16 protein-coding genes are annotated in these 13,194 nt (G+C 55.7%); 5 read left to right on the forward strand and 11 right to left on the reverse strand.

What is annotated here, in order from left to right; all coding sequences use genetic code 11:
* Positions 1 to 74: 74 nt before the first annotated feature.
* The 7 genes from E3E30_RS03685 to E3E30_RS03715 all read right to left on the reverse strand — a co-directional run bounded on the left by E3E30_RS03685 (position 75) and on the right by E3E30_RS03715 (position 3,847).
* Positions 75 to 788 carry a DUF92 domain-containing protein gene (locus tag E3E30_RS03685; protein ID WP_167728926.1) on the reverse strand — a complete coding sequence of 238 codons (714 nt, stop codon included), beginning with the start codon at positions 786 to 788 and terminating at the stop codon, positions 75 to 77.
* A gap of 67 nt (positions 789 to 855) precedes the next feature.
* A complete protein-coding gene (locus E3E30_RS03690) occupies positions 856 to 1,305 on the reverse strand; it encodes an Lrp/AsnC family transcriptional regulator (RefSeq protein ID WP_042689512.1) in 450 nt (149 codons plus the stop codon).
* 171 nt (positions 1,306 to 1,476) lie between these two features.
* Entirely contained in the window at positions 1,477 to 1,779 is a 303-nt protein-coding gene (locus E3E30_RS03695; protein WP_346765893.1) for a MazG nucleotide pyrophosphohydrolase domain-containing protein, read from the reverse strand.
* On the reverse strand, positions 1,772 to 2,155 hold the full coding sequence (locus E3E30_RS03700) for a metalloregulator ArsR/SmtB family transcription factor (RefSeq protein ID WP_042689508.1): 384 nt from the start codon (positions 2,153 to 2,155) through the stop codon (positions 1,772 to 1,774). Before E3E30_RS03700 ends, E3E30_RS03695 begins: the two co-directional genes overlap by 8 nt.
* Positions 2,156 to 2,212: 57 nt before the next feature.
* Positions 2,213 to 2,581 carry a Mov34/MPN/PAD-1 family protein gene (locus E3E30_RS03705; RefSeq protein WP_042689505.1) on the reverse strand — a complete coding sequence of 123 codons (369 nt, stop codon included), beginning with the start codon at positions 2,579 to 2,581 and terminating at the stop codon, positions 2,213 to 2,215.
* A 24-nt stretch (positions 2,582 to 2,605) separates the two neighbouring features.
* Positions 2,606 to 2,992 (reverse strand): RidA family protein, encoded by a 387-nt coding sequence (locus E3E30_RS03710; protein WP_167728484.1) that lies wholly within the window; start codon positions 2,990 to 2,992, stop codon positions 2,606 to 2,608.
* Positions 2,993 to 3,055: 63 nt separating this feature from the next.
* Complete coding sequence (locus tag E3E30_RS03715) at positions 3,056 to 3,847, reverse strand: DUF2666 domain-containing protein (protein ID WP_167728485.1); 792 nt, start codon at positions 3,845 to 3,847, stop codon at positions 3,056 to 3,058.
* A 112-nt stretch (positions 3,848 to 3,959) separates the two neighbouring features.
* Between E3E30_RS03715 and lonB the strand changes: the two genes are divergently transcribed.
* The 3 genes from lonB to E3E30_RS03730 all read left to right on the forward strand — a co-directional run bounded on the left by lonB (position 3,960) and on the right by E3E30_RS03730 (position 8,044).
* Complete coding sequence (lonB, locus tag E3E30_RS03720; protein ID WP_099212457.1) at positions 3,960 to 5,864, forward strand: ATP-dependent protease LonB; 1,905 nt, start codon at positions 3,960 to 3,962, stop codon at positions 5,862 to 5,864.
* A gap of 102 nt (positions 5,865 to 5,966) precedes the next feature.
* The gene (gene sufC, locus E3E30_RS03725; RefSeq protein WP_167728486.1) at positions 5,967 to 6,707 is read left to right on the forward strand and encodes a Fe-S cluster assembly ATPase SufC; all 741 of its coding nucleotides are present in this window, start codon (positions 5,967 to 5,969) and stop codon (positions 6,705 to 6,707) included.
* Positions 6,704 to 8,044 carry a SufD family Fe-S cluster assembly protein gene (locus E3E30_RS03730; RefSeq protein WP_167728487.1) on the forward strand — a complete coding sequence of 447 codons (1,341 nt, stop codon included), beginning with the start codon at positions 6,704 to 6,706 and terminating at the stop codon, positions 8,042 to 8,044. The genes sufC and E3E30_RS03730 overlap by 4 nt, the downstream gene beginning before the upstream one ends.
* On the opposite strand, the gene E3E30_RS03735 is transcribed toward E3E30_RS03730, so the two are convergent.
* The 3 genes from E3E30_RS03735 to serK all read right to left on the reverse strand — a co-directional run bounded on the left by E3E30_RS03735 (position 8,021) and on the right by serK (position 10,060).
* Complete coding sequence (locus E3E30_RS03735; RefSeq protein WP_167728488.1) at positions 8,021 to 8,695, reverse strand: HAD family hydrolase; 675 nt, start codon at positions 8,693 to 8,695, stop codon at positions 8,021 to 8,023. The two genes, E3E30_RS03730 and E3E30_RS03735, sit on opposite strands and share 24 nt — an antisense overlap.
* 39 nt (positions 8,696 to 8,734) lie before the next feature.
* The gene (locus tag E3E30_RS03740) at positions 8,735 to 9,166 is read right to left on the reverse strand and encodes a DUF835 domain-containing protein (RefSeq protein ID WP_042689494.1); all 432 of its coding nucleotides are present in this window, start codon (positions 9,164 to 9,166) and stop codon (positions 8,735 to 8,737) included.
* Positions 9,167 to 9,331: 165 nt separating this feature from the next.
* On the reverse strand, positions 9,332 to 10,060 hold the full coding sequence (gene serK, locus E3E30_RS03745; protein ID WP_167728489.1) for an L-serine kinase SerK: 729 nt from the start codon (positions 10,058 to 10,060) through the stop codon (positions 9,332 to 9,334).
* A 163-nt stretch (positions 10,061 to 10,223) separates the two neighbouring features.
* Between serK and E3E30_RS03750 the strand changes: the two genes are divergently transcribed.
* Both E3E30_RS03750 and E3E30_RS03755 read left to right on the forward strand, forming a co-directional pair.
* Positions 10,224 to 11,372 carry a DUF763 domain-containing protein gene (locus E3E30_RS03750; protein WP_167728490.1) on the forward strand — a complete coding sequence of 383 codons (1,149 nt, stop codon included), beginning with the start codon at positions 10,224 to 10,226 and terminating at the stop codon, positions 11,370 to 11,372.
* A gap of 93 nt (positions 11,373 to 11,465) precedes the next feature.
* Entirely contained in the window at positions 11,466 to 12,635 is a 1,170-nt protein-coding gene (locus E3E30_RS03755) for a pyridoxal phosphate-dependent aminotransferase (protein ID WP_042689489.1), read from the forward strand.
* On the opposite strand, the gene E3E30_RS03760 is transcribed toward E3E30_RS03755, so the two are convergent.
* Entirely contained in the window at positions 12,632 to 13,105 is a 474-nt protein-coding gene (locus E3E30_RS03760; protein ID WP_167728491.1) for a hypothetical protein, read from the reverse strand. The two genes, E3E30_RS03755 and E3E30_RS03760, sit on opposite strands and share 4 nt — an antisense overlap.
* Positions 13,106 to 13,194 lie beyond the last annotated feature (89 nt).

Below are 13,194 nucleotides of genomic sequence, written 5' to 3' on the forward strand. Positions count from 1 at the left end.
GTCGTCCTCACCGCTCGGGAATCCGCCGTAGTCATCATCCGCCGTCTAGGGTTCAGAGAAGAAGTTCTTAAAACTCACGAAAGGATGTAGAATATCCCCGCTCCGGCGAGGCCACCGAGCAGGCTCGCGAGGAAGTTCGTCGAGTTGTTGTCGGTGATTCCCCGGTTCTCAAGCGTCGCCCCGATAAGGCTGTCGAGGTTGACCCCTATGAAGCCCCCTATAAGAACCGCCACGAACATCTGAAGTTTGTGCTGGGTTAAGGGAAGGGCGAAGAGCACTATCACCAGGCAACCGAGGAGGGCGAAGATCTCGCCGGCGAGCGAGATTGCGCCGTTGGTTCCCGGCTTCGCCGGCCTGAGGTTAGTTATCAGCCTCGGCCTTTTTCCAAAGACCTTTCCTAGCTCGCTCGCGAGTGTGTCACCGTTAACGGTCGCTATCGCCGAGAAGGTCGCTGCCCAGAATGTGTCCATCATTGAGAGCTTCTCAAGGACGAGGAAGAGAACCACCGCGAGACCGTTGCCAATCACGTTGCCCCAGCTCCTCACCCCGCCGTTGGACTGGGCAACGCCCTTCTTCCGCTTTTCATCGTAGCGGTATTTGGTCGCCAAAACACCGAGGACGACGAACGTCAGGAGCGCGAGGAACGGGTAGATGCCACCGAGTTCAATGACAGCCAGTCCGAGAAGTGCAGCTGAAAGGGCACCCTTTCCGTCGAGGGCGCCGAGTTTGTAGGAACCAACGCCGAGCACTGCAACGACTGCAACGTCGGTGATGAGCCTTTCGAGCATCCCTGACACCTGGGCTGAATTATGGATGGGGTTTATTACGCTTTCCCCTTACGAAGTGGAAGAAAAATCAGAGGGCTTCAAACTTGACGGTCTCAGTGACGAAGGTTATGTCGAGGTGCTCTATGCCCGGTATCTTCTTGGTGACCTCTGCTATAATCTTCTCAAGCTCCCTCATGTCCTTGGGGCCGATTATGTGCAGAACCAAGTTGTGGGAACCGAGGGCGCGCTGGATTATCTTGACGTTCTCGTCCTCCTTGAGGGTCGCGATGAGCTCACCGACGTCCACGTCAGGTCTAACGGTAACACCAAGGATAACATGAATGTAACCGAGGGCATCGTAGTTCGGTATGACGGTGTACTTGAGTATAACCCCGTTCTGCTCAAGCCTGTTCATTCTCCTCGAAATCCTCTGCCTGGTCGTGCCGAGAAGCTCGGCAAGCTCCTTGTAAGTGAGACGGGCGTTCTTGGCGAGCAACTTCAAAATCCGAAGGTCAACAGCGGTTATTTTATCGCTCATCCGCTCACCTCCGTTTTAGTTACTGGGAAAGTTTGCCAACACCTATAAAAATATTTCGTTCTCAAAAACTTTTTCGGGTCATTCGGTTATTCTAAAGCGCCAAAGCTGGGGTAATCCTAAGGAAAAATGTAGAACAGGATGTTAAAATGAAGGGCGTTTACTCCCTGGTAATTACCGAGTTTTCGAACTCTCTGATTTGGAATCTCTGAACCGGTATTTCTTAACGCTCAGCTTGAGGGCTTCCCCCGCGTCTATCCCGTAGTGGTTGGCTATGCAGAGGATGGCGAACAGAACATCGCCGAGCTCCTCGCGGAGTTTTTCCTCGTCAGCCTTTCCCTTGATTCCCTCGTAGCCAAGCATTGCGTCTGCCAGCTCCCCCAGCTCCTCCATTAGGGCCGCGAGCATCTCAAAGGGGCCCCAGTATCCGCCGAGCTCCTGAATTAGCTCATCAACGAGCTTCTGCCATTCATTCACCCAAGAGCTCCCCCCTGACCTTGGCAAGGTACTCCTCGATAACGTCACGCTTCGCCCTGTAGAAGCGCATCCTTCCCTCTTTCCGCTCCTCAACGAGTCCGAGGGACTTGAGCGTCCTCAGGTGGTGGCTTATGAGGGTCTGGTCCTGCTGAAGCGCCTCGGAGATGAGGCAGACGCAGAGCCACTGGTCGCGAAGGAGCTTCAGAATCGCAAGCCTGAGCGGGTTCGATAGAACCTTGAGGAACTTAACGGCATCCTCGTTAACTTTTGGCTCTATCTCGGCCTCCAGTTCGGGGATTCCACACCTCTCGACGCACCGCATAACGGTCTTCTTCTGCCTTTCGTCGAGCCTCTCAAAGAGCTCCCTGACCTTCACGTGCATCACCGAGAAAGAATAACGCCAGGGGGATTAATAAAACTTTTCATATGAAACTTAATCCACAACCTCGATGGGCAACTCAACGCCGTCGCTCGAGTAGGCCCTTACACTATCTTCCGTGAAGGGCCAGGCTATTATGAGATGAACCCCGCCGAACTTCGAGAAGAATTCCAAATCGCCCTCGGACGGCCAAGGAGCCGGGCTCGGGTGGGAGTGAACCGTTCCTTTAATGCTCTCGTCGTAGGGGAGCATCCACGTGTCGAAGAATATGCTCCTCGGCCCAGCATGCGGGTTCGGGGCTATCAGAACCTCCTCAAAAATTCCGTCCTTCTCCCTCAGGAAACCCGCGAACTCGTTTGGGTAGGCGTTTCTCGCGAGCTGGAGAAGGTACTCGAGGAGCTCGCGTCTAATCCTAACCTTCATGCTTCCACCTCAAAAGGGAAAGAATCAGAGGACGGCAATGCACTCAATCTCGACCTTGACGCCCTTGGGCAGGTTGGCCACTTCAACGACCGCCCTGGCGGGCTTCGCCTTTGAGAAGAACCTCTCGTAGACCTCGTTGAACTTGGGGTAGTCGTTGATGTCGCTGAGGAAGGCGGTAACCTTGACCACGTTCTCAGCGCTTCCCCCTGCTTCTTCAACTATCGCCAGCATGTTCCTTATGGCCCTCTCGGCCTGCTCCTCGATGGTTTCGCCGACTATCTCTCCGGTCTCTGGGTCAATCGGTATCTGGCCGGAAACGAACAGGAACTTTCCGCCCTCGACCAGTATCGCCTGGCTGTAGGGCCCTATCGGCTTGGGGGCCTTCTCCGTGTAGACAACCCTCTTCTCCATCTCAATCACCTCCGTCAGCGAAGCGAAGATTCCTCATCGTTTCCTCGGGTGTCCTCGGCCTCATCATCCTTTCTTTTCGAGGTACTTTTCGAGGGATTTGGCGGGAACGTCAAGGTTGAGGCCGATTTTATCGAGCGCCACCCTGAGGGCGTAAACCCTCGCGTGCTCCTCGAAGGGCTCGTCCGCGTAGAGTGAAGGCTCGAACGCCTCGTAAACCTCTATGACCTTTGGAATGTCCGATTTCTTGACCTTCTTGAAGGCCGAGAACTCCTCCTCGATTCCCCCTACGTCTATGTCCGCGTAAACGGGGAGCTTGAGGGTAACGGTTTCGTTTATGCTCGCGAGCAGTCTCGCCACGTCGAGCATCGGGGTCTTCTCGTCTATGATGAGCCTCTTGACGACTATCCAGCGTCCGTGCTTGGCTGTAAAGTTGACGTGCTCATCCTCGAAGGGGAACTCCACGTCAACGCCTTCGAGGATTCCTTCAGGGCAATCAATGGGGACAAGGGGCCTGAGCGTTTCCCTGACGAGGTAGGCCTTGGCAACATCCACGAGGAGCTTCCTGAGCTTCTTGTCGGTCTCGTTCACAAGGTTGCCGAGCTTCCTCGCGGTTCCGGGGGACTTGAGGGCAACGACGGTATCGGCCAGTGAGCTCTTCCTGAGCTCCTCGGCGAGCTTCCTTATGCCTTCAACGTCTACTGCATCGCTCAGGTAGCCGCCAATCCTCGCGTTGACCGTGTTTGAAACTCCGGCCAAAAAGTGCGCTATCCCCTCGTTCTCCATGTCGGTCAGCTTTTTGGCGACGCTCCAGTCCCCGTGTTTGGCCGTGAACGCAACGTGCTCCTCAACCTTCATACTCTCACCTGAGTTGAGTTCTCGTCCGGGCTTTTATCTTTTTCCACCGCCGTCGAAAAAGGTTATAAATCGCCCGGTTCATTGGGTCTTAGAGATGAGAGAGGGAAAGGAGATGGGCGAGGAGGAGATGGTTAAGGAAAAACCCCTCCCGCGCGAGTACGGGGAAAAACTGGACCTTGGCGTCGAGTTTGAGACGACCGAGGAAATCAAGGTTCCCGAGAAGCTCATAGACCAGGTCATCGGGCAGGACCACGCGGTTGAGGTCATAAAAACCGCCGCAACCCAGAGGAGGCATGTCCTCCTAATCGGCGAACCGGGAACGGGCAAGTCCATGCTCGGCCAGGCGATGGCGGAGCTCCTTCCAACAGAGAACCTCGAAGACATTCTCGTTTTCCCGAATCCAGAAGACGAGAACATGCCCAAAATCAAAACTGTTCCGGCGTGCCAGGGTAGGAGGATAGTCGAGAAGTACCGCGAGAAGGCAAAGAGCCAGGAGAGCATGAAGTCCTACATACTGCTCTTTGTCATGTTCACCGTCATGTTCGCCCTCTTCCTGCAGTTCACGGCAACGACGCTCCTCATGGGAATCTTCGTCATAATCCTCACCATGATGGCGCTCTCGAACATGCGCTTCAGGAACACCGTCCTCGTCCCCAAGCTCCTCGTTGACAACTGCGGAAGAACCAAGGCCCCGTTCATAGACGCAACGGGAGCGCACGCAGGTGCACTACTTGGCGACGTAAGACATGACCCGTTCCAGAGTGGTGGATTAGGTACTCCTGCTCATGAGAGAGTTGAGCCGGGAATGATACACCGCGCCCACAAGGGCGTCCTGTTCATAGACGAGATAGCCACACTAACCCTCAAGATGCAGCAGAGCCTCCTGACGGCGATGCAGGAGAAGAAGTTCCCGATTACGGGTCAGAGCGAGCTCTCAAGCGGAGCTATGGTGAGGACCGAGCCGGTTCCCTGTGACTTCATACTGGTTGCGGCCGGAAACCTCGACACGATAGAGAAGATGCACCCCGCGCTCCGCTCGAGGATTAGGGGCTACGGTTACGAGGTTTACATGAGAACCACGATGCCCGATACGATAGAGAACAGGAGAAAGCTCGTCCAGTTCGTTGCCCAGGAGGTAAAGCGCGACGGCAAGATTCCGCACTTCACCCGCGAGGCCGTCGAGGAAATCGTTCGCGAAGCCCAGAAGAGGGCCGGCAGGAAGGGCCACCTAACGCTACGCCTCCGCGACCTCGGCGGTATAGTGAGGGCCGCCGGAGACATCGCGATAAAGAAGGGCAAGAAGGTTGTCGAGCGGGAAGACGTTCTCGAGGCCCTCAAGCTCGCGAAGCCCCTCGAAAAGCAACTCGCCGACTGGTACATCGAGAGGAAGAAGGAGTACCAGGTCATAAAGAGCGAGGGAAGCGAAATCGGTCGCGTCAACGGCTTAGCTGTTATCGGCGAGGAGAGCGGTATAGTACTGCCGATTGAAGCGGTTGTTGCTCCCGCCGCGAGCAAGGAAGAAGGAAAGATAATCGTCACAGGAAAGCTCGGAGAGATAGCGAAGGAGGCCGTTCAGAACGTCTCGGCCATAATCAAGCGCTACAAGGGCGAGGACATCAGCAGGTACGATATCCACGTCCAGTTCCTCCAGACCTACGAGGGCGTCGAAGGCGATTCGGCGAGCATAAGCGTTGCCACCGCCGTCATCTCGGCCCTTGAGAACATTCCGATAAGGCAGGACGTTGCCATGACCGGCTCGCTCAGCGTCCGCGGTGAGGTCCTGCCGATAGGCGGTGCGACGCCGAAGATTGAAGCTGCCATAGAGGCCGGCATAAAGAAGGTCATAATCCCCAAGGCCAACGAGAAGGACGTCTTCCTGAGCCCGGACAAGGCCGAGAAAATAGAGATTTACCCGGTCGAGCGGATTGACGAGGTGCTTGAGATAGCCCTCGAGGACTCGCCGGCCAAGGACGAGCTCCTCAGGAAGATTCGCGAGACCCTTCCGCTCGCCCACTGAGCGGTCTTTTCTACTTTTCGTTTCTTCCCCTCTTGGAATTCACATCCGTGTCCAGTAATGCTTAAAAAACGTCCCATCTACGTTACCCACGGGGGTGAGCTAATGCTCAAAGTTGAGAACCTTCACGTGAACGTTGAGGACAAGGAGATACTCAAGGGGGTCAACCTCGAGGTCAAACCCGGCGAGTTCCACGTGGTAATGGGGCCCAACGGGAGCGGTAAATCAACTCTCGCCCTGACGATAGCGGGTCACCCAAAGTACGAGGTCAGGGACGGAAGGATTCTCTTCGAGGGCGAGGACATAACCAAACTCGGCCCGGACGAGAGGGCCAAGCGCGGGATTCTGCTGGCCTTTCAGGTTCCGCCCGAGGTGGAGGGGGTTAGGATAATTGACTTCCTCCAGCAGGTTCTGGTCGAGCTCAAGGGGCTCGACCCGGTGGAGGCCTACGACCTTATAGTTGAGAAGGCGAAGGAGCTGTGGTTTAAGGAAGAGGATTTGCACCGCTACGTGAACGTCGGCTTCTCCGGTGGAGAGAGGAAGAGGCTTGAGCTCCTCCAGGCGGTTCTCATTGAGCCGAAGCTCCTGATTCTGGACGAGCCCGACAGCGGTGTTGACGTTGACTCGCTCAGCGTAATCAGCAGGAAGATTGAGGAGCTCCACGAGAGGGGAACCGCGATACTCCTGATAACCCACTACGGCAGAATCCTCGAGCACATCGACAAAAACAGAATCACCGCCCACGTCATGAAGGACGGCAGGATTGTGAGGACCGGCGGGGGAGAGCTCGTTGACAGGATAGACAGAGAAGGCTTCGCCGGAATCTTCGAGGAGGTGGGAGCATGACGGAAACGATAACCATGAGCGATGCCAAGGCCATAATCGAGAACCAGATTGAGGAGCTCGCAAAGAGGAACAGGGAACCGGAGTGGATGACGAGGATAAGGTACAAGGCGTTAGAAGCGTTCGAGAGGGCCCCGCTGAACGACCCGGTCATAAGCGAGGAGGAACTGCTCCACTTCATAGCAAAACCGGAAGTCGAGGGCCTGCCCGAGAACATCGAGAGCCTCGACGACCTACCGCCGGAGATGAAGGCTCTCCTCGACAGGCTTGGAATCAGCGAGGTCGAGCAGAAGTACATAGCCGGCTTAGCGGTTCAGACCGACACCGGGGTCATCTACAACCAGTTCCTCCAGGAGTGGGCCAAGAAGGGCTTGATAGTCCTTCCGACAGAGGAGGCGGTGAGAAAGTATCCCGACCTCGTCAAGGAGCACTTCCTCAAGCTCTTCCGCGTTGACGAGAGCAAGCTTACGGCCTATCACACTGCCGTGTGGAACGGTGGAATCTTCCTCTACGTCAAGGAGGGCCTCAAGGTTCCGTTCCCGCTCCACTTGTTCTTCCTGATTCAGGAGAGCGCACTGGCCCAAGCACCGCACATAATCATAATCGCGGAGAAGAACACGGAGTTCCACCTCATAGAGGGCTGTACCGCTCCAATTCTCGTCAAGCACTCGCTCCACCTTGACATGACGGAGGCGTACTTCCACGAGAACGCCAAAGGCCAGCTGACCGTTCTGCAGAACTGGCCGGAGTACGTCCACACGAGGCCCATGACGAGGGCAAAGATAGGAAAGGGAGCGCGCTTCATCAACACCACCGTCGGCCTCGGAACCGGCAAGAGCAACGTCGCAAATCCGAAGTACTGGGTTGATGAGAACGGCTACGTCGAGCTGAACGGCATTCTGCTCGGTCAGAAAGACTGGTTCGTGGATTTGGGCGGTGAGATGTACCTCCAGGGCAAAGGCGCCGGGGGAATAAACGCGAGCAAAGCTGTGATAATGGACGAGAGCACGGTCATAACACGCGGAATCATAAGGGCAGAAGCACCAAAGACGAAGGGCCACATAAGCTGTGACGCCCTGCTCCTCAGCGACAAGGCCACGATGGAGACCTATCCCGGGCTGGTCAGCAAGGTTGACGACGCCGAGCTGAGCCACGAGGCAGCGATAGGCAAGATACGCGAGGAGGAGCTGTTCTACCTCATGAGCAGGGGACTCGACGAGGAGAAGGCGACACAGCTCATAGTCAAGGGCTTCCTCGAACCGATGCTCAGGGACATCCCGATGGAGTTCCTCGTCGAGATAAGGAAGATAATAGAGCTAGCGGTCAGCGGGGGCATGTGAGCCCCAATTTTTCACCATTTCAACGAGCTCCCACAGGTCTTTTACGTAGTAGTCCGCTCCCGGGACTTTTTCAAAGCGGACGACGTTCACCGTCTTTATACCCGCGTTTTTTCCAGCCAAAACGTCGTTGGAGCTGTCGCCGACGATTAGAACCTCCTCCGGCTTCAGGCTAAGGGCATTCAGGGCCTTTTTGATTAGGTACGGGTTGGGCTTAACGCCGTCGAGATAGCGGTAATCCTTTCCAAAGATTACGTCGAAATACTTATCGAGGCCAAAAGCTTTCAGAACGAGCTCAGTGTTGTCCTGGGAGGCGTTGCTGACCGCCCCCATCTTCAGTCCGAGTTTTCTCAGCTCTTCAAGGGCCCCAACGTCTGGAAACGGCTTGATTTTCCCCTCACGAAGGAGCCTCTCACGGTAAGCCCTGTTGGCCCTGTCCATGGCCTTCCAGAACTCGACGTGGCCTATTCCAAAGCGCTCGACGTAGGTTCGCGAAAGCTCGCCCTTAACAATCCGCCTGAATGTCTCCCAGTCGAGAACCACGCCGAGTTTTTCCATCGCAGGTCTTCCGACCTCCTCATACCAACGTCTCAGGTTGTAACCCTCATAGTAGACGAGAGTCTCGTCAACATCAAAGATTAGACCTCGGAGCATCACGACCCCCAGAGAAGTTGGAAGAGAGGGTTTAAAGGCCTAATCCTCGAGCCTCTTTAGAAGGGCAAACTCCCTCGGGTCCCAGGCGAGCTCGTCGGTGACGAGGTAAACCCTGCCCCCCATGAGAATCGCGTAGTCGCGAACGTCGTTTAGGAACTTTATCAGCGCGTTGAAACCGTTGTGGAGCGCTAGGTACTCGGGACAGGCTATGACAATTGCCTTATCGGGGTCACCTTTAAGGCTTGCCACGATGCCCTCAAGGATTCTGTGGAGCTCCCTTGGGCCAAAGAAGCCCCTCGCGGCGCTCACGGTCACGAGCTCCCATCCCCGAGGAACCCTTGAGCCAGCCCTGCCAACGACGACGGCCCTCTCCTCTGGAACTTCTTTGATGGAGCGGACTATTTTAAAATGGCCGATTCCGGGCCTGTCCACGAGGGCCCCCGCGAGGAGGGGAGCGAGCGCCTTCAGCATTTTCCCACCGTCCAGTTTTGGGAGCTGGAGTTTATATCCCTTTTTTGTAAGTGGTTATGTAGGTGCGCCCTCAGTCAAGGCCGATGTCATCACGCGTCAGCCGGTTAATCCATCGTCATCGGAGCTAATGAATAAAAGATGCAAAATTTAAAAACCTGTTGGAACTCAGAAGAGCTCCTCGAGCTTGACGTCAATCTTGTCCGGGTTGAAGGGGAGCACGTGCCTGGTCGTCTTCGGCGAGAAGACCTCACCGCGTTTGACGAGCTCCATGACGTCCTCTTTCGTCGGGGCCTTCCTGATGAAGACGTAGTCAATCTCGCCCTTGGCCATGTCTTCCCTTGCGTCCTCTTTGAGGCCGTAGTAGATGAGCTCAATTTTGCCCTCAACGCTCATCTCATCGAGGACCTTGCTGACCTTCTTCTGCTCTTCAAGACCTCCGGGAATCGCGAAAACCTTCTCGCCGACGATGGCGAAGGCAATCTCACCGCGCTCGGCCTTTTCCTCGGCCTCGGGGTCCTCAACGACCTCAAGGCCCTCCTTCTTGAGCCTCTCGATGACCTCGTTGAGGTCGCCCTTGAAGGCCGGGTACCAGGTGTAGACCTTAACGTCGTCGCTGAAGTAGTCAAGTATGACTGAAGGAGCCCTCTTCGCGCCGAGCTTCTGAAGGCCGGCCCAGCGGTGGTGGCCGTCAACGATAAGGTACTCGTCCGTTCCCGGAATCTTCGCGAGGAGCATCGGCTTCCAGAAGAGGCCACTTCCCGTGACGCTCTCGATGAAGGCCTCAAGCTCCTTCTGGACGAGCTGCTCGTGGGGCTTCATCTTGTCAAGCTCGATAAAAACGTAGTCCACCTTGACCGTCGGGATGTCATACTTCGGAACCTTTTCAACTCCCATTCTCAAACCCCCCATGACTATGCAGATGAGAATCGAACCGCTCAATAAAAAGGCTTTCCGTTGAAAACTCCAACACTTTTATGGAGATTCGTAGGACTCATCCGAAAAACTCGAAAAATCTATCGGGATAAGGGTTAAAACCCCGAAGGCTTATTCAACTTCAATGCGGAACGTTGCCGAACTGCCCCTCCACGGCGGCCATGTTCCCGCGTGGCTCGCTCAGAGGATGAGGAAGCTGACGAGACTAGTTCTAATACTCGCCGTTGACGAGTATGGCACGAAGGGCCTCCTCGAGAGGCTCTCCGACCCGGTCTGGTTCCAGGCCTTCAACAACCTCATCGGCATGGACTGGGACTCCTCGGGCTCGACGACGGTAACGGTGGGCATGATAAAGGAGGCCCTCTCGCGGGAGGAGCTTGGCGTTAAGGTGGCAGGTGGCAAAGGGAAAGCAAGCAGAAGAACGCCGGAGGAGCTGAAAACCATAGCGGAGCGCTACGAACTCGACCCGGAACCCTACATCCGAACGTCCCGGCTCGTCGCGAAGGTTGACACCGTTGCATTTCAGGCAGGTTACCAGCTCTACCACCACGCCTTCTTTCTCGATGAAGAGGGCAACTGGGCGGTGATACAGCAGGGAATGAACGAGAAAGCCAAACTCGCGAGGCGCTACCACTGGTTTGACGCCGAAACATTCACCCTCGACCCCCACAAGGCGATAGCGGGAATCCGTGGGGAGCTTGCCCTAAACACCGTCTCAAGGGACTCCCGGGAGTTCCAGAAGACGCTCCTCGACCTCGTGAGCGAGGGACCGGAGAAGGTGGCGCGCGAGGTCGAGAGGATAAAGGCCATCGCAAAGGGCTACCGCCCGCTGGTGTACTACCGTCCAAGGGACGTCGATGAGAGGACCATTTTAAAGCGCTACGAGAGCCTCGGGAAGCTGGAGCTCAACGTGAGGGCCCTTGAATTCGCGAGGGAGCTGAGCGTCGGGAACTACGAGGAACTTCTTCTCCTCAAGGGGCTCGGGCCGAGCACGCTGAGGGCCCTCTCGCTCGTGGTCGAGCTGGTCTACGAGACGCCCCCGAGCTGGAAGGACAGGGTGACGCACCCGCCGGACCCCTTCAAGTTCACCTACGCCGTTGGCGGAAAGGACCGCGTTCCGTTCCCGGTCGAGAGGGGAACCTACGACGACCTAATCTCATTCCTCGAGAAGCTCGTCGAGAGAAACCGCGAGGAGAGAGTACTCGTTAGAAACGTCGCAAAGATTACCAAGAACTGGAAGTTTCCCAGCGAGGAGAAAACTCCAACCCCCTAGATATACCTCAACGTCCATATCAGCACTTCGATGTTCATCTTTTCGTCCAGGTAAGGTTATAAACATTGGCGAGAAGGAAGAGCGGTGAGGTTCATGGCGCTGAGCGACAGACTCGAACTCGTCAACCCTTCTGAGATTAGAAAGCTCTTCGACCTTGCCCAGGGCGTTGAGGGTCTCATATCACTTGGAATCGGCGAACCTGACTTCGACACGCCGGAGCATATAAAGGAGTACGCCAAGGAGGCCCTTGACAAGGGCATGACGCACTACGGCCCGAACGCAGGCCTGCCGATGCTCCGCGAGGCTATAGCGAGGAAGCTCAAGGAGCAGAACGGCATCGAGGCCGACCCGAAGAGCGAGATAATGGTGCTCGTTGGGGCGAACCAGGCTTTTATTATGGGCCTTGCAACGTTCCTCAAGGACGGGGAAGAAGTCCTCATCCCGAGTCCCATGTTCGTCAGCTACGCTCCGGCCGTTATTCTCGCCGGAGGAAAACCGGTTGAGGTCCCGACCTACGAGGAGAACGAGTTCCGCCTTTCCGTTGACGACCTTGAGAAGCACGTGAGCGACAAAACCAGGGCGCTCATCATAAACACCCCCAACAACCCGACCGGCGCGGTTCTGACCAAGAAGGACGTTGAGGAGATTGCAGACTTCGCGGTTGAGCACGACCTCATCGTCTTCAGCGATGAAGTTTACGAGCACTTCGTCTACGACGGCGTCAAGAACCACAGCATAGCATCTCTCGACGGCATGTTCGAGCGCACTATAACCATAAACGGATTCTCCAAGACCTTCGCCATGACCGGCTGGCGCCTCGGCTTCGTCGCGGCTCCGGCTTGGATAATCGAGAAGATGACCCGCTTCCAGATGTACAACGCCACCTGTCCGGTTACCTTCGTCCAGTACGCCGCCGCGAAGGCCCTTGAGGATGAACGGAGCTGGAAGGCGGTCGAAGAGATGAGGAAGGAGTACGACAGGAGGAGGAACCTCGTCTGGAAGCGCCTCAACGAGATGGGCCTTCCGACCGTGAAGCCGAAGGGAGCGTTCTACATATTCCCGAGGATTAGGGACACGGGCTTAACCGACAAGGAGTTCAGCGAGCTCATGTTGAAAGAAGCAAGGGTCGCGGTCGTTCCGGGCTCGGCCTTCGGAAAGGCCGGTGAGGGGTACATAAGGATAAGCTACGCAACAGCTTACGAGCAGCTTGAGGAAGCGATGGACAGGATGGAGAAGGTTTTGAGGGAGAAAAAGCTCGTTTAATCTCCAAAAATCCCCCTGCTTCTCTTTATTATTATCTCAACGACTCTGTCAACGTTTCTCGCACCGAGTATGTTCATGACGTCAACGTAGCCAAGCTTGACCTTCTGGAGACCGCCCCCCTCATCGTAATAGTTGAGCAAGGTATCACCGTTCTCAATCGTCACCCAGTAGCCCCCACCGGTCTTAGCAAGACGTTTATTTATTTCATCTAAAAACTTCTTTCTGTGCCTCGAAATCCGCTCCCTGACCTCACGGGGAATTACATCATCACTGAGGTGAATCATCCGCAGGTAGGCACTGAATGTTGCCCAATCGGCGGGACTGGGGCCTTTTTCAAGCCTTTGAAGGAGAGGATAGTTATCAACCACCATCAGGCGCTGAATGTCCCTTCTTAGCTCTCTCAAATCAGCCCTGAGGCGCTTAACCGTCTCCTCGGGCAGCTTCACCCTCATCGCTTCCACAACTACCACCGCGTGGGGGTTGAGGTAATTTGTTATAACCTTTCTTTATGTAGGTGTTGAACGGGCGACAGACTTTATGATTATCAAGTGGTAGTTTC

Origin of the sequence: Thermococcus sp. 9N3 (genome assembly GCF_012027685.1) — an archaeon.
Taxonomy (GTDB): Archaea; Methanobacteriota_B; Thermococci; order Thermococcales; family Thermococcaceae; genus Thermococcus; species Thermococcus nautili.